General features: G+C 73.7%; 16 protein-coding genes. 13 read left to right on the top strand and 3 right to left on the bottom strand.

Features of this window, described 5'->3' with window-relative positions:
- Positions 1–9: 9 nt before the first annotated feature.
- Genes ACVW2K_RS11135 through ACVW2K_RS11150 form a run of 4 tightly spaced genes read left to right on the top strand, consistent with a single transcriptional unit; the run spans position 10 to position 2,591 of the window.
- A complete protein-coding gene (locus tag ACVW2K_RS11135) occupies positions 10–195 on the top strand; it encodes a hypothetical protein (RefSeq protein ID WP_457202557.1) in 186 nt (61 codons plus the stop codon).
- The gene (locus ACVW2K_RS11140) at positions 195–863 is read left to right on the top strand and encodes a response regulator transcription factor (RefSeq protein ID WP_457202558.1); all 669 of its coding nucleotides are present in this window, start codon (positions 195–197) and stop codon (positions 861–863) included. The genes ACVW2K_RS11135 and ACVW2K_RS11140 overlap by 1 nt, the downstream gene beginning before the upstream one ends.
- Positions 860–2,125 (top strand): ATP-binding protein, encoded by a 1,266-nt coding sequence (locus ACVW2K_RS11145; RefSeq protein WP_457202559.1) that lies wholly within the window; start codon positions 860–862, stop codon positions 2,123–2,125. Before ACVW2K_RS11140 ends, ACVW2K_RS11145 begins: the two co-directional genes overlap by 4 nt.
- A gap of 10 nt (positions 2,126–2,135) precedes the next feature.
- Positions 2,136–2,591, top strand: a complete 456-nt coding sequence (locus tag ACVW2K_RS11150) for a MarR family winged helix-turn-helix transcriptional regulator (protein ID WP_457202560.1) — start codon at positions 2,136–2,138, stop codon at positions 2,589–2,591.
- Here ACVW2K_RS11150 and ACVW2K_RS11155 read toward each other — a convergent pair.
- Entirely contained in the window at positions 2,540–3,991 is a 1,452-nt protein-coding gene (locus ACVW2K_RS11155) for an MFS transporter (RefSeq protein ID WP_457202561.1), read from the bottom strand. The genes ACVW2K_RS11150 and ACVW2K_RS11155 overlap by 52 nt on opposite strands.
- 32 nt (positions 3,992–4,023) lie before the next feature.
- A complete protein-coding gene (locus ACVW2K_RS11160) occupies positions 4,024–4,782 on the bottom strand; it encodes an alpha/beta fold hydrolase (protein WP_457202562.1) in 759 nt (252 codons plus the stop codon).
- A gap of 207 nt (positions 4,783–4,989) precedes the next feature.
- On the opposite strand from ACVW2K_RS11160, the gene ACVW2K_RS11165 reads away from it, so the two are divergent.
- From ACVW2K_RS11165 to ACVW2K_RS11175, 3 genes are all read left to right on the top strand, one after another.
- Complete coding sequence (locus ACVW2K_RS11165) at positions 4,990–7,119, top strand: DEAD/DEAH box helicase (RefSeq protein WP_457202563.1); 2,130 nt, start codon at positions 4,990–4,992, stop codon at positions 7,117–7,119.
- An 82-nt stretch (positions 7,120–7,201) separates the two neighbouring features.
- On the top strand, positions 7,202–7,714 hold the full coding sequence (locus ACVW2K_RS11170; RefSeq protein WP_028637020.1) for a sigma-70 family RNA polymerase sigma factor: 513 nt from the start codon (positions 7,202–7,204) through the stop codon (positions 7,712–7,714).
- Entirely contained in the window at positions 7,711–8,397 is a 687-nt protein-coding gene (locus tag ACVW2K_RS11175; protein WP_457202564.1) for an anti-sigma factor family protein, read from the top strand. The genes ACVW2K_RS11170 and ACVW2K_RS11175 overlap by 4 nt, the downstream gene beginning before the upstream one ends.
- Here ACVW2K_RS11175 and ACVW2K_RS11180 read toward each other — a convergent pair.
- Positions 8,387–10,441 carry a CDP-alcohol phosphatidyltransferase family protein gene (locus ACVW2K_RS11180; protein ID WP_457202565.1) on the bottom strand — a complete coding sequence of 685 codons (2,055 nt, stop codon included), beginning with the start codon at positions 10,439–10,441 and terminating at the stop codon, positions 8,387–8,389. The two genes, ACVW2K_RS11175 and ACVW2K_RS11180, sit on opposite strands and share 11 nt — an antisense overlap.
- Positions 10,442–10,461: 20 nt before the next feature.
- On the opposite strand from ACVW2K_RS11180, the gene ACVW2K_RS11185 reads away from it, so the two are divergent.
- The 6 genes from ACVW2K_RS11185 to ACVW2K_RS11210 are packed head-to-tail and all read left to right on the top strand — an operon-like array spanning position 10,462 to position 14,781.
- A complete protein-coding gene (locus tag ACVW2K_RS11185; protein ID WP_457202566.1) occupies positions 10,462–11,475 on the top strand; it encodes a dehydrogenase in 1,014 nt (337 codons plus the stop codon).
- Positions 11,476–11,477: 2 nt separating this feature from the next.
- The gene (locus tag ACVW2K_RS11190) at positions 11,478–11,855 is read left to right on the top strand and encodes a 6-pyruvoyl trahydropterin synthase family protein (RefSeq protein ID WP_231496175.1); all 378 of its coding nucleotides are present in this window, start codon (positions 11,478–11,480) and stop codon (positions 11,853–11,855) included.
- Positions 11,852–12,748: a glycosyltransferase family 4 protein gene (locus tag ACVW2K_RS11195; protein ID WP_457202567.1), complete on the top strand. Its 897-nt coding sequence runs from the start codon at positions 11,852–11,854 to the stop codon at positions 12,746–12,748. Before ACVW2K_RS11190 ends, ACVW2K_RS11195 begins: the two co-directional genes overlap by 4 nt.
- The gene (locus tag ACVW2K_RS11200) at positions 12,745–13,500 is read left to right on the top strand and encodes a lysylphosphatidylglycerol synthase domain-containing protein (protein WP_457202568.1); all 756 of its coding nucleotides are present in this window, start codon (positions 12,745–12,747) and stop codon (positions 13,498–13,500) included. The genes ACVW2K_RS11195 and ACVW2K_RS11200 overlap by 4 nt, the downstream gene beginning before the upstream one ends.
- Entirely contained in the window at positions 13,493–14,188 is a 696-nt protein-coding gene (locus ACVW2K_RS11205; RefSeq protein ID WP_028637015.1) for a RibD family protein, read from the top strand. Before ACVW2K_RS11200 ends, ACVW2K_RS11205 begins: the two co-directional genes overlap by 8 nt.
- Positions 14,185–14,781 (top strand): GTP cyclohydrolase II, encoded by a 597-nt coding sequence (locus ACVW2K_RS11210; RefSeq protein WP_457202569.1) that lies wholly within the window; start codon positions 14,185–14,187, stop codon positions 14,779–14,781. Before ACVW2K_RS11205 ends, ACVW2K_RS11210 begins: the two co-directional genes overlap by 4 nt.
- The last annotated feature ends 15 nt before the right edge of the window (positions 14,782–14,796 follow it).

The raw sequence follows: 14,796 nt of genomic DNA on the forward strand, positions 1-14,796 counted from the left end.
GGCACCGTCGTGGCGACGGCCGGCGGGAAGACCCTCGGCAGCGTCCCCTTCGACCTGGTGGAGGAGGCGACCGGCGCACTGTCGTTCCCGACCCCCGTCCCGCACGGCGCGAAGGACGTCTCGCTCCCCGTGCACAAGGCCCATGGCGTCGGGCGGCCGAGCTCGGCGGTGGTGCTGCCCGTTACATTCGGGTGATGCGCACCCTGATCGTCGAGGACGACGACCGGCTGCGGGCACTCCTGTCGGCCACGCTCGCCGAGGCGGGTTGGGAGGTCGACGAGGCATCCGACGGACGTACCGGGTTCGGCGCGGCTCTCGGGGGCGGGTACGACGTCGTGCTGCTGGACGTGATGCTGCCCGGTCTCGACGGTGTCTCGGTGTGCCGTCGACTGCGGGCCGCCGGCGTCGAGGTCCCGGTGCTGATGCTCACCGCGCGCGGCCAGGTCGCGGCGCGGATCGAAGGCCTCGACGCGGGCGCGGACGACTACCTGCCCAAGCCGTTCGACGTCGACGAGCTGCTGGCCCGGCTGCGGGCGCTGACCCGGCGGAGGGCGTCCGGGTCCGGTCCGATCACGGTCGGGAGCCTCGTCGTCGACGCCGCCGCGCGCCGGGTCACCCGCGGCGGCACCGAGATCGAGCTGACCGCCCGCGAGTTCGACATCCTCGAGCTGCTCGTCTCCCGCGCCGGCGAGGCGGTGTCCCGGTTCACGATCCTCGACGAGGTGTGGGACGGGGAGACCGACCTGCGCAGCAACGTCATCGACGTCTACCTCGCCTCGATCCGCGCGAAGATCGACAGGCCGTTCGGTACCTCCACGATCACCACCTTGCGAGGCGCCGGCTATCGGGTCGACCGCACGTGACCCGCTGGCCGATCCGGGTGCGCCTGGTCGCGGGCTTCTCCGCGGCGATGCTGGTCGTGCTCATCGCCACGGCGGTGTTCGTGTACTGGCGGGTCGAGTACGCACTCGACCGGGGCCTCGACGGTGACCTGGACCGGGCCACGACGGCACTCCAGCAGGAGGTCGCGCCGGACGGCGCGATCGAGGACGACGGCGCGGTCACCGCCACCGGGGCGGTCTACCAGCTGCTCGACGACGACGGCGAGGTCCTCGCCCACAGCGCCTCGGCCGGAGCGCAGCCGATCATCGATCCGGACGGGCTGGACCACGCGGAGACGTTCGACATCGGGCGGCTGCTGCCGATCTCCGACCGGCCGCTCCGGGTACTGGTCACGCCGACGCGGGTCGACGGCGCGCCGGCGTACCTCGTGGTCGGGGTGCGGCGCGACCACCGCGACGAGGCCCTGCGTGAGCTGGTGCTCCAGCTCGGCATCGCTGTCGTCGGTGCGCTGGTGGTCACCTCAGCGGTCGGCTACGTGCTCGCCCGTTCCGCGTTGCGACCCGTCGAGGCCTACCGGCGCCAGGCGGAGGAGATCTCGGCGGGCGCCACCGGTGTCCGCCTCGACGTGCCGGACTCGGGGGACGACGAGGTGGTCCGGCTCGGCAACACCCTCAACGACATGCTCACCGCGCTGGAGCGGGCCATGGACGCCGAGCGGCACTTCGTCGACGACGCGAGCCACGAGCTGCGCACACCACTGACGGTGCTCAAGAGCCGGGTGCAGGCCGCCGCGCAGCGCCGGACCCGCACCGTCGAGGAGCACGAGGAGATCCTCGGTGAGCTGCTCGTGGACGTGGAGCGGCTGGCCCGGCTCGCCGAGCAGCTCCTCGAGCTGCGCCCCGAGGTGACCGAGGACCCCCTGGACCGGATCACCGCGAACCTGGTCGCGAACGCGCACCTGCACGGCGGGCCACCGGTCCGGGTCGACCTGGTCCGAGCCGGCGAGTGGCACCTCCTCACCGTCGAGGACGGCGGCCCGGGCATGGACGCCGCGATGCTGGACCGGGCCACCGACCGGTTCGCCCGTGCGGACGACGCACGCTCGCGGCCGGGCTCCGGTCTCGGCCTGGCCATCGTCCGGTCTCTGGTGGAGTCCGCGGGCGGGCAGCTGCGGCTGTGCTGCCGCGGCGAGCACCGGCGCTTCGGGATGCACGTCGACCTGCCCTGCCGGCACGACCCGGACCGGATGACCGCGACCGTGTTCCTGCCCGCCGGACAGTAGAGTCCGCCGCGTGGACGAGGCCCGGATGCGCGCGCTCGGCGCCGAGGTCATGCGGCTCACCCGGAGGCGGGCGACGTCGTACCCCGGTTCGGTGCTCGAGGACTCGGCGTTCCGCATCCTGCTGGTGCTGGTCGAGGAGGGGCCGCGGTCGCTGCGTGAGCTCGCCGACGAGCTGCAGCTCGAGCAGTCGACGATCAGCCGGCAGGTCAGCGCGGCGGTGACCCACGGCCTCGTCGAGCGGTACGGCGGCTCGCCGCGACTCGTGCGCGCGACCGGTGCGGGGCGGGAGGCGTACCTCCACGACGGCCGGCTCCGCGGCGAGGTGTGGAGCCGCGCGGTCGCCGAGCTCGGCCCGGACCGGGGCGCCGACCTGGTCGCCTCGCTGCACGAGCTGAACGAGGCCCTGGACCGGGCTCACGCCGCGGTGCGCGCCTCCGACAGCTCGGGCTCCGGCTCGACGACCTGACGACGCGGGATGGCCGCCGTGATGGCGACGCCGAGGAAGGCCGCGACCGCGCCGGCGACGAAGCAGAGCTGGAAGGCACCCAGGGTCGGGATCTCGAGACCGCCGACGGACCGGGTGCGGCTGGTGAGCAGGGTGCCCATCACCGCGGCCGCCAGGGTCGTGCCGACGGAGCGCATCAAGGCGTTCAGGCCGACCGCGGAGGCCGCCTCGCGCATCGGCACCGCGTCCAGGATCAGCGTGGGCATCGCGGCGTACCCGATGCCGACGCCCGCGCAGGCGACGCAGGACGCCACCAGCAGCTGCCACGGTGCGTCCATCAGGAACAGCGCGACCAGGTAGCCGCCGCCGAGGACGGCCGCACCGATCATCAGCGTGATCCGGGCTCCGACGCTGCCGATGAGCCGGCTCGACACCGGTGCGAAGACGAGCATCATCAGGCCGCCGGGAGCGAGCCAGAGGCCGGCGTGCAGGATCGACTGGCCGAGGCCGTAGCCGGTCGCCTCGGGCAGCTGGAGGAGCTGGGGCACGACGATCGACTGGGCCATCATCCCGAAGCCGATCGCGATCGCGGTGACGTTGGTCATCAGCACCGGCCGCTGGCCAGAGGTGCGCAGGTCGACGAGGGGGTCGGCCTGCCGCAGCTCGAAGGCGCCCCAGGCGAGGAGCACCACCACTCCGAACGCGATCGTGCCCAGGGTCCGGGCGTCGCCCCAGCCCCAGGTGGTCGCCTTCGAGATGCCGACGAGCACCGCGACCAGGCCGACGGCCAGGCCGATGCCGCCGACCACGTCGAGCCGGCCGGGCTGTGCGTCGTGCACGTGCGGCACCGCGAACCAGGTCAGCAGCGCCACGACCGCCGAGAGCCCGGTGGCCACCCAGAACAGCGCGTGCCAGTCGCCGGCCTCGACGATCCACGCCGAGAGCGGGAGACCGATCGCACCGCCGACGCCCAGGGTCGCGCTCATCGCGGCGATGCCCGTCGAGGTGAGGCTCGGCGGCGTGATCTCGCGCATCAGCGAGATGCCGACCGGGATGAAGCCCATCGCCAGGCCCTGCAGCGCGCGGCCGGCGAGCACCGGCACCAGGGAGCTGGACAGCGCACAGACCAGCGAGCCGGCCAGCAGGATCAGCGAGCTGACCACCAGGACGCGCTGCTTGCCGAACAGGTCGGCCAGCCGGCCCGCCACCGGCATCGCGACGGCGCCGGCCAGCAGCGTCACCGTGACGACCCAGGCGGCGTTGGCGGCCGAGGTGCCGAGCAGCGTCGGCAGCTCGCTCTGGATCGGGATGACGAGGGTCTGGGTCAGCGCGGCGCACAGCCCGCCGAAGCAGAGGACGACGACCGCGAGGAGCGGATTCCCGGTGACGGCGCCGGTCGCGGAGCGGGGGGAGGTAGCCACGCGTGCATCTTACATATGCTTGCCGGGAGCAACTAACCCGTCGTGTGGGAACGCGCTGTGTCCTGCGCCACGTCCGCGATCAGTCGCGCGAGCTCCGCCGGACGCGACCACATCGGCCAGTGGGAGGTCGGCAGGTCGGTGTACCGAACGTCGCGTAGCTCGGTGAGCCCCGCGAGCCACGGCGCCCCCGCGGCCGCCGCCTCCTGGTACTCCGACGCCGGGAACGCCGTGGCGATGACCAGGGACGACACGTCCAGGCGGGCGTCGTCGGAGAGCTCGGGCGCGTCGCGCATGGGTCCCACGGGCTCCGGGACCGCGCGGGCGCGGAACTCCGCGAGCCGCTCCTCGGGGATGCCGTCGAGGTTCTCGCCCAGCTCCTCCCAGGTCGCCGGGAGCGGGAACTCCGGCCCGGTCGCGTCGTCCTTGATGGGACCCGTCCCCGGCGCGGTGTCGACGTAGACCATCGTCGCGATCCGGTCGGGCACGCGGTCGGTGGCGACGTAGCCCGGTTGGCTGGCGCCGCTGTGCACGGCGAGCACCACCGGCCGGTCGTGGGCCTCGATCGCGGCGACGATGGCGTCGGCCTGGTCGGAGAGTGACACCGCCCCGCGGTCGGGGTGGTCGGGCTCCAGACCCGGCAGGGTCAGCGCGGTCACGTCGAGGCCCTCCTGACGGAGGGCGTCGGCCACCGTGTCCCAGGCCCAGGCGCCGAGCCACCAGCCGGGCACCAGCACGATCGGATGGGCGGTGGGAGGGGACGTGGGGGAGGATGCAGGCGAGGAGTCGGTCATGCCGACACCGTAAGGATGCTCACCGACGGCCGCCCTGCTGGTAGCATGGCGGCGCGCCGACGTTCACGATGTGAACGCCGGTGCGGTGTGACACACCAGGACCGACCGTCTGACCGGTCGTCCCGTTCGATCGCTCGAGGGTGGCTTGCCCGGGCCGACCCTTCGAGGGCAGTTCCTGTTTTCCCGGGCACTCCGGAGGAGGGGTCCTTGGCTCGACAGGGCCAACGCCAGTCGGCGAACCGTCGTACACCGGCGCGCAACCAGCGCCGGGGTCGTGCTCTCGACAACGAGGGCATCATCCCGGTGCTCGCCCGCGCCGTGCGCGAGGTGGAGACCGCGGTCCAGCGCGGCGCCGTCAACGGCTCGACGCGCACCAAGTTCCAGGTCGTCGCCCTGCTCGTCCGTGAGGAGCGGGCCAGCCTGAAGGGGGACACCGAGGCCACCGAGGCGCATCGCGCCGACCAGCTGAAGCGGCTCGACGGGATCGCGACGATCCTCGCCAAGACCGCAGCGGTGCACCCCTCGCTGCTCGCGCTCCTGGCCGAGGACAGCGAGGTGTCCGGCGACGCCCGCGACCTGCGCCGCCGGATGCTCCAGCAGGCCGGGCTCGAGGTGCCCGAGGAGGAGGCCATCGAGCCCGGTCCGAACGAGACGCCGGCGGTCACGAGCCGCCGGGTCGTCCCGCAGTCGGTCATCTCCCGGCAGCTGGCCAACCCGTTCCTCGTGCCTGACTTCTCCGCCGTGCAGAGCAGCGGCCAGGCCCGCCGGCTGGCCGGCTGGGAGCTGCTCGGCCCGCTGTTCCGCTCCTTCGAGTACGCCAGCAACGGCGTCTCCTGCATGCCCCTGCCGGAGCCGGCGAACGTCCGGGTGCCCGACGGTCGCGAGCTGATGCGACACCAGGCACAGCTGGTGGCGGCGGCCGCGGACGGCCACCGCACCTTCCTCCTCGCCGACGAGCCCGGCCTCGGGAAGACGGCACAGGCGCTGCTCGCCGCGCAGGCCACGGACTCCTACCCGCTCCTGGTCGTCGTCCCGAACGTCGTCAAGATGAACTGGGCCCGCGAGGTCGGTCTCTGGACGCCGGAGAGGACCGTGACGGTCATCCACGGCGACGGCGCCGACGTCGACGGGTACGCCGACATCTTCGTGGTCAACTACGAGATCCTCGACCGCCACGTCGGCTGGCTCGGCACCCACGGCATGCGCGGCATGGTCGTGGACGAGGCCCACTTCATCAAGAACAAGTCCTCGCAGCGCTCGCAGCACGTGCTGCACCTCTCCGATCGGATCCGGTCGCGGTACGGCCGGCCGCTGCTGATGGCGCTGACCGGGACGCCGCTGATCAACGACATCGAGGACTTCCAGGCGATCTGGGAGTTCCTCGGCTGGATCGACGAGAAGAAGCCTCTCGGCGCCCTCATGGACGCCCTCGAGGACACCGGGCTCACGCCGGCGGACCCGGGCTTCTACCCCAACGCGCGCCGCGCCGTCGTCGACATGGGCATCGTGCGCCGCCGCAAGATCGACGTCGCCGCCGACATCCCGGCCCGCCGGATCGCGGACCTGCCGGTCGAGCTGGACGACGAGGCCGGCCGCTCGATCCGCGAGGCCGAGCGCGAGCTGGCCCGCCGGCTGGTCGAGCGCTACGAGGTCGCGCTCGCCACCCGCAAGTCCGGCAGCACCGTCGAGGGCATCGACCACGAGCTGGTCCGGCGCGTCGCGACGTGGGAGCGCGAGGACATGGACACTTCGACCGGCGAGAACGTGTTCAGCATGATGCGCCGGATCGGCAAGGCGAAGGCCGGGCTCGCCTCCGACTACGCCGCCCAGCTGGCCCGCAGCGTCGGCAAGGTCGTGTTCTTCGCCAAGCACATCGAGGTCATGGACGCCGCCGAGGAGACGTTCGCGTCCCGCGGCATGAAGTACTCCTCGATCCGCGGCGACCAGACCACCACCGTCCGGCAGCGGAACATCGACGCCTTCGTCAACGACCCCGAGGTCCAGGTCATCGTCTGCTCGCTCACCGCGGCCGGCGTCGGCGTGAACCTCCAGGTCGCCTCCAACGTCGTGCTCGCCGAGCTCTCCTGGACCGACGCCGAGCAGACCCAGGCGATCGACCGGGTGCACCGCATCGGCCAGGAGGAGCCCGTCACCGCCTGGCGGATCATCGCCTCGCAGACGATCGACACCAGGATCGCCGAGCTCATCGACAGCAAGGCCGGCCTGGCTGCGGTCGCACTCGACGGGTCCGACGAGGAGGTCGGCTCGTCGGTCGACATCCAGCTCGAGGCCCTGGTCGCGCTGCTCACCCGGGCGCTGGAGGAGAAGGCCGCGTAGGCAGCCGGGCACGCCGGCTCGCGACCGGACCGGCCGATTGAACCGCGCGGGCCCGCAGCCCGTGACAGGGGTTGGAGGTGTGATGGCCGAGAGCCCGGTCGCGTTGATGACCCAGCTGCACGACGAGCATGCCGCCGCGCTGTGGGGCTACTGCCTGCGCCTGACAGGCAATGACCACGCGCGTGCGCAGGACGTGGTGCAGGAGACGATGCTGCGCGCGTGGCGCAGCTTCCCCAGCCTGGACCCCGCGTCCGGCTCGGTGCGGGCCTGGCTGTTCACGGTCGCGCGGAACATCGTGATCGACGAGTGGCGCACGAAGCGCTCGCAGAGCGAGCTGACCGTCGCCGACGTGCCCGAGGCCCCCGTCGACGCGGACCGCACCGACCAGCTGCTGCTGTCCTGGGTGGTGTCCGACGCGCTCACCCGGCTGTCGCCGGAGCACCGGGCGGTGCTGCTGGAGTGCTACTACCGCGGGCAGTCCGTGGCGGAGGCGTCCCGCAGGCTCGGCGTGCCCGAGGGCACCGTCAAGTCCCGCACCCACTACGCGCTGCGCGCGCTCCGGCTGGCACTCGAGGAGATGGGGGTGGTCGCATGAGCTGCGAGCTCGCACAGAACGACGCCGCCTACGTCCTCGGCGCGCTCACGCCCGACGAGCGGCTGGTCTTCGAGCGGCACCTTGCGACCTGCCCGACCTGCTCCGCCGCGGTCCGGGACGTCGCCGGACTGCCGGGGCTGCTCGCCCAGGTCTCGCCGGAGGTGGTCGAGTCCCCTCAGGAGCCGGAGCCGCTCCCGAGCTCCCTCCTGCCCAACCTGGTCCGGGAGGTACGCCGCTCGCAGCACCGCCGGCGCTGGGTGGGAGGACTGGTCGCGGCCGCCGCGGTGCTCGTCCTCGGGGCCGGCACCGTGCTCGCCGTGACCAACGGTGACGACGGCGCCCCGCCGCAGGCCGTGTCGACGCTCGCCACCGCCCACCAGATGGAGCAGGTCGACCAGACGGGCGTGTGGGGCAAGGTGGCGCTGACGTCGGTCCTCTGGGGGACCCGCTTGGACCTGACCTGCAGCTACGAGGAGCCGGCCAGCGCCTACCCGGACGGCGGGCACACCTACGCGCTCGTCGTGCACACGAGGGACGGCGGCACCGAGCAGGTCGCGACGTGGAACGGCCTGCCCGGCCGGACCATGCACGTCACCGGCGCGACCGCGCTGACGACCGACCAGATCCGGACCGTCGAGGTGCAGGACGCCGCGGGGGACACCCTGCTGGAGCTCACGAGCTGAAAGCCTGCAGGAACCGGTCCCGCACCGTGCTCATCGGCCACACCGGCGCGTCCGGCGACGGGTGGATGCCCGGCTGCCAGTCCCAGCTCGCGATCCGGCGCACGACGGACGGGTCCTGGGCGATCACCGAGACCGGGACGTCGTGACCCGGGTCGGGGCCGGTGACGTACGAGTGCGGCTGGTGGTCGCCGAGCACGAGCAGCACGAGGTTCGGGTCCGGGTGCTGCTCGAGCCAGGAGACGAGGGTGCCCATCGTGTACTCGATCGACTGGCCGTAGAGCGTCTGCACGTCCGAGGAGCCCGGCTGGGTGGGCGCGTCGTCGAAGACCGAGCCGTCGCCGACCTGGTCCCACGGCACCCGCAGCGGTGACGGCGCCCACGGGTGGTGGCTGGAGACGAGGTCGATCTCGCCCATGACCGGATCCCGGTCGGTGGGGTCGAGCTCGAGCTCCTGGAACCGCTTGAGGTTGAACTGGTCGGGCATCGGGGCGTAGCCGAACTGTGGCCCCTGGTAGCCCACGTTGCGCGAGTCGTAGATCTGGTCGAAGCCGTAGAAGTCCTCGCCCTCGGGCCAGTCCCTGGTGTCCGCGGGTACGTCGAAGACGGTGCGCCAGCCGGCCTTCTCGAACGCGGAGGTGAGCGTCAGCCGGTCCGCGCCCAGCAGCTGCTCGTAGCGGCGCTGGCTGTCGACCCAGAGGCCCGACTGGAGGGTCGAGTGTGCCAGCCAGCTCGCGGCGCCGAACGTCGGCGAGGTCAGGAAGGCGCTCCGCGACCGGTAGCCGGCCGCCTCCAGGCGCCGGCTGCCGTCGTCGAGCACCGCGTCGACGCCGGGGGAGAAAGTGGTGTCCTGCACGGCCACCCGGCCGTACGACTCGACGAACACGACCAGCACGTCCTTGCCGCGCAGGCCCTTCAGCAAGTGGGGTCCCGGCGTCGCGGCGTACGCGTCGGCGTCGATCTCGCGGCCGAACGTCTGCCGGTCCGCGAGGTCGGCGCGCACCTGCACGACCTCGTCGTAGGCCAGCACGGAGGCGTTGGTCGACCCGACCTGCGCCAGCGAGGCGAGCACGGCGACGGCGGCGACACCGACGGCCGCCCGGCGGTGGCCCGCGACCGTGCCGGCGACCCGCAGGGTCGCGAGCGGGATCGCGACCAGGACGGCGACGACCAGGACGACGGCGGCGACAGCGGTCGCGCGGGCGGCGGTCACGCCGATCGAGTCGCCGAGCACGCCGACGCCGGGACCGAGGTACACCCAGTCGATGGTCGGGTCGAACGGCCGGTCGAGGATCTTCTCGAAGCCGAGGTCGAACGCCTTGAACACCACCAGCGCGGCGAGCACCAGGCCCACGACGACCGCGGCGGTGCGGCGTACCCGCCGCCAGGGGAGCAGCGCGACCGCCACCACCAGCAGCGCCTCGGCGGGCAGCCGCACCAGGTCACCGGGGTGGTCGGGCAGCACGAGCGCGACCCACACCGCACCGATGGCCACCAGGGTGAGCCCGCCGCCGGTGGGGTACGGCGCGTCCGCGTGGCGGGTCCGCCACAGCCACCACACGTCGCGGCCGAACGACTCGGCCAGCAGCGCCAGCGCGACCAGCAGCAGCGCCTCGGTGAGCGCGTCGGGGAGGAGGCCGGACACCGCGACGGCGAGCACGATGCCCTGGATGGCGGCGACCGTCTTGCGCCAGTGGCGTGGTGGCACCGGGCGGCGCAGCCAGGGAAGGCCGCGCTCGGCGAGCCAGAGCAGGTAGCGCGCGGCACCGATCAGCAGCACCCACCAGCCGTACGCCGGAGCGGCGTACGCGCTGAGCACGAGGATCAGGAACGCGTCGGTCTCCATGTCGAAGCGCGCGCCGAAGCGGGACGTGGTGCCGGTGCGCCGGGCGACCTGCCCGTCGACCCAGTCGAGCGCGAGCGCCACCACCACGAGCAGGAGCCCCCAGCCGTGGGGTCCGAGGACCGCGACCGTGAGCGCGAGGGCGGCGCGGACGCCGGTGACGACATGGGCGGGTCGTCCTGCCCGACGTTGAACCAGGGGCACAATGCCTCCGTGTGTGAGGTGTGACCAGTCGTACGGAGACGGCGCCGTCGGGGTTCACGGCCTCAGCGTTCTGGGTCCGCGAGCCTGGGCACGGGGAGATCCGCCCCGTCGCGATCGCCGAGCCGGGCCCCGGCGAGGTCCTGGTGCGCACGCTGCACTCGGGGGTCAGCCGCGGCACCGAGACGCTGGTGTTCCGCGGCGGCGTCCCCGAGAGCCAGCGGGAGGAGATGCGAGCGCCGTTCCAGGACGGCGCGTTCCCGGGCCCGGTCAAGTACGGCTACCTGAACGTCGGCGTCGTCGCGCAGGGTCCCGCCGGCCTGGTCGGCCGGACGGTCTTCTGCCTTCACCCGCACCAGACGGCGTACGTCGTCCCCGCGTCGTCGGTGGTCCCCGTCCCCGAGGACGTCCCCGCGCGGCGGGCCGTGCTCGCCGGCACGGTCGAGACCGCCCTCAACGCGCTGTGGGACCTTCGGCCGCTGGTGGGCGACCGCGTCACGGTCGTGGGCGCCGGCATGGTCGGGTGCTGCGTCGCCCGGCTGCTGGCCGGCATCCCCGAGGCCGACGTCACCCTCGTCGACGTCGACCCCGGGCGGGCCGGCGTCGCGGAGCGGCTGGGCGTCGCGTTCGCCACCCCCGAGGACGCGGTCGGCCGGCGGGACGCCGTCGTGCACACCAGCGCGACGGCGTCCGGTCTCCAGCTCGCGCTCGACCTGCTCGCGCCCGAGGGCACCGTCCTCGACCTCAGCTGGTACGGCGACCAGCGCGTGCACCTCTCGCTCGGCGGCGCGTTCCACTCGCAGCGGCTCGGCATCCGGGCCAGCCAGGTGGGCGTCGTCGCGGGCCGCTCGCGGCGCACCCACGCCGACCGGCTCGCGCTCGCCCTCCGGCTGCTGCGCGACCCCGCGTTCGACGTCCTCCTGACCGGGGAGTCGCCGTTCGCCGACCTGCCGGACGTGATGGCCCGGCTCGAGGCCGGGCGGCTGGCCGCCCTGTGCCACACGATCGCCTACCCGGAGGACCCGTGTACACGGTGACCGTGCGCGACCACATGATGATCGCCCACAGCTTCCGCGGCGAGGTCTTCGGGCCGGCCCAGCGCCTGCACGGCGCGACGTACGTCGTGGACGCGGCGTTCTCCGGGCCCGAGCTCGGGCCGGACGGGATCCTCCTCGACATCGGCGCCGCGACCGTTTTGCTGCACGAGGTGCTCGGCGGGCTGACCTACCGCAACCTGGACGACGAGCCGTCGTTCGCGGGCACGAACACCTCGACCGAGGTGCTCGCCCGGGTCGTCGCCGACCGGCTCGCCGAGGCGGCCGGCGGGCTGGTCGACGGGTGGGGGCCGGTGGCCCGTCTGGTGGTGACACTGCACGAGTCGCACGTCGCCTGGGCGAGCTACGAGAGGCAGCTGTGATCCACCTGGTGCGCCCCGTGGGCGTCGACGACCCGGAGCGGCCGTCGGGCGGGAACGTCTACGACCGGCGCATCGCCTCCGCCCTCGGAGCCGTCGAGCACACGTCCGTCGCCACCGTGCCGTCCGGCGAGCTGGCGCTCGTCGACGGGCTGCTCGCCTCGCCGGCCCTGGTGCCGGAGTCCGCGCGCGTCCGCTTCGTCGTCCTGGTGCACACGCCGCGCTGGACGTGGTGGGAGGGCCCGGTGCTCGAGGCGGCCGCGGGCGTGGTCACCACGAGCCGGTGGACCCGGGACCGGCTCGTCGAGCGGTACGGCCTCGGCCGCGTCTTCGTGGCCGAGCCCGGCGTCGACCCTGCCCCGGTCGCCCCAGGCTCCCCGTCCGGCGGCGCCCTGCTCAGCGTCGGCGCGGTGACGCCGCTCAAGGGGTACGACGTGCTGGCCGCCGCCCTGCGGAGGATCGCCGGCCTCGAGTGGTCCTGCCGCGGGGTCGGGTCGACGGCGATCGAGCCGGAGTTCGCCGCCGCGCTGCCGCCGACCGTGCGGCTGACCGGCGCGATGACCCGCGCCGAGCTGGACGCGACGTACGCCGAGGCCGACCTGCTGGTGCTCGCCTCCCGCGCCGAGACGTACGGCATGGTCGTCACCGAGGCCCTCGCGCGCGGTGTGCCGGTGGTTGCCTCCGATGTCGGCGGGGTGCGCGAGGCGCTGGGCGACGGTGGCGTGCTGGTGCCGCCCGGAGACGCGGACGCGCTGGCGGACGCGTTGCGGACCTGGCTGACGTCGGCCCCGCACCGGGAGTCGCTGCGGGCGGCCGCGCGCGCCCGGCGCGCCGAGCTGACGGGGTGGGACCACACCGCGGACCTGGTGCGCGCGGCGTTGGAGGCGGTCGGATGACGCGGTGGGTCAAGGTCCTCGGGGGCGCGGCCATCCTCGCGGTCGTCGGGTGGCGGGTCGGTCCGCAGCCGTTCGTGGACGCGCTCCGTTCGGCGGGCCCCGTCGCGCTGGTGGTCGCGCTGGGGATCACCGCCGTGACCACCCTCGCGTGCGCGGTCCGGTGGCAGGTACTCGCCCGCGGCCTCGGGGTCGAGGTGCCCCTGCGCGAGGCGGTCGGCGCCTACTACCGCTCGCAGTTCCTGAACGCGACCCTGCCGGGCGGCCTGGTCGGTGACGTGCACCGCGCGGTGCGGCACGGCGCCCTGCCGGTGGTCGCCGACCGCGGGGCCGGCCAGGTCGTGCAGGTGGTCGCGGCCGGTGCCGTGCTGCTGGTCGGGCCCGCGCCCTGGGCATCCGCGCTGCTCGCCGTCGTGGTGGTCGTGGCGCTGGTCCGCTGGCCTGCCGTCGTCGCGACCTCGCTGGTCTCGGCTGCCGGGCACGTCGTCGTGTTCCTGGTGGCGGCGGACGCGGCGGGCACCTCGGCGTCCCTCGCCGACCTGCTGCCGCTCGCGTTGCTGGTGATGCTCGCGGCCGCGATCCCGCTCAACGTCGCGGGCTGGGGACCGCGGGAGGGCGTGGCGGCGTGGGCGTTCGCGGCCGCCGGGCTCGGTGCGGGGCAGGGCGCGACGGTCGCGGTGCTCTACGGCGTCCTCGCGCTGGTGGCCACGCTGCCCGGCGCCGTACTGCTGACGAGGGGAGTGGTCCGTGGCTGACCGTCCGTACACCCTGCTCAGCTGTGGCATGTCGATCGACGGCTACCTCGACAGCTCCGGCGACGAGCGGCTGATGCTCTCGAACGACGCCGACCTCGACCGTGTCGACGAGGTGCGGGCCGGCTGCGACGCCATCCTCGTCGGGGCGACCACGGTCCGCAACGACAATCCGCGGCTGCTGGTGCGCTGCCCCGAGCGGCGGCTCCACCGGGTCACCCGCGGGCTGGAGCCGTCGCCGGTCAAGGTCACCGTCACCTGCGGTGCCGATCTCGACCCGGCGTCGCGGTTCTTCACCACCGGGGAGGCGGAGAAGCTCGTGTACTGCCCGACGCCGGTGCTCGCCCGCGCCCGCTCCCGGCTGGGGGCCAGCGCGACCGTCGTCGACGGTGGGCCGCGGGTCTCGATGACCGCCGTCGCCACTGACCTGGCCGCGCGGGGCGTCGAACGGCTGATGGTCGAGGGCGGCGGCACCATCCACACCCAGTTCCTCGCCGAGGACGCCGCCGACGAGCTCCAGCTGGTCGTCGCCCCGTTCTTCGTCGGCGACTCGCGGGCCCGGCGCTTCGTCGGCGACGGCCCGTTCCCGTTCCGCCCCGGCCGTCCGGCCACGCTCGCCGAGGTCCGTCGCATCGGCGAGGTCGTCCTGCTGCGCTACGCGCTCTCGGAGCGCTTCGAGGAGTCCGCATGAGCACCACGGTCCGCACCTCCCTGACGCTCCCGCTCCGGCTCTGCGGGTGGAGCGGAATCGCCGAGGTCCACACCTTCGACGGGCTGGCCGACGGCGGCGAGCACCTCGCGATCCGGCTGGGCTCGCCCGGCGCCGTACCCCTGGTCCGCGTGCACAGCGAGTGCCTCACCGGCGACGTGCTCGGCTCGGAGCGCTGCGACTGCGGGCCGCAGCTGCACGAGGCCGTCCGCCGCGTCTCCGCCTCCGGCGGGTACCTCCTGTACCTGCGTCAGGAGGGCCGCGGCATCGGTCTCTACGCCAAGCTCGACGCCTACGCGCTCCAGGACGGCGGCCTCGACACCTACGAGGCCAACCTCGCCCTCGGGTACGCCGCCGACGCCCGCGACTACACCGCCGCCGCCCAGATGCTCTCGGCGCTCGGTGTGTCCCGGCTGTCGCTGCTGAGCAACAACCCCGACAAGGCCTCCCAGCTGGCGGCGCGCGGACTCGACGTCGACCTGGTCCCCACCGCGGTCCACCTGTCCTCGGCCAACGCGCGCTACCTCGCCACCAAGGCCCGCGGCGGGCACACGCTGCTGAGCGACGCGGGGTAGCTCCGGGGCACCGTC

The organism is Nocardioides sp. HB32 (genome assembly GCF_054058995.1).

Bases quoted from the DNA above. Each gene is read 5' to 3' on its own strand.
- ACVW2K_RS11200 (WP_457202568.1), top strand. From the start codon at position 12,745: ATGACGCGGTGGGTCAAGGTCCTCGGGGGCGCGGCCATCCTCGCGGTC.
- ACVW2K_RS11175 (WP_457202564.1), top strand. From the start codon at position 7,711: ATGAGCTGCGAGCTCGCACAGAACGACGCCGCCTACGTCCTCGGCGCG.
- ACVW2K_RS11140 (WP_457202558.1), top strand. From the start codon at position 195: ATGCGCACCCTGATCGTCGAGGACGACGACCGGCTGCGGGCACTCCTG.
- ACVW2K_RS11170 (WP_028637020.1), top strand. From the start codon at position 7,202: ATGGCCGAGAGCCCGGTCGCGTTGATGACCCAGCTGCACGACGAGCAT.
- ACVW2K_RS11160 (WP_457202562.1), bottom strand. From the start codon at position 4,782: ATGACCGACTCCTCGCCTGCATCCTCCCCCACGTCCCCTCCCACCGCC.
- ACVW2K_RS11210 (WP_457202569.1), top strand. From the start codon at position 14,185: ATGAGCACCACGGTCCGCACCTCCCTGACGCTCCCGCTCCGGCTCTGC.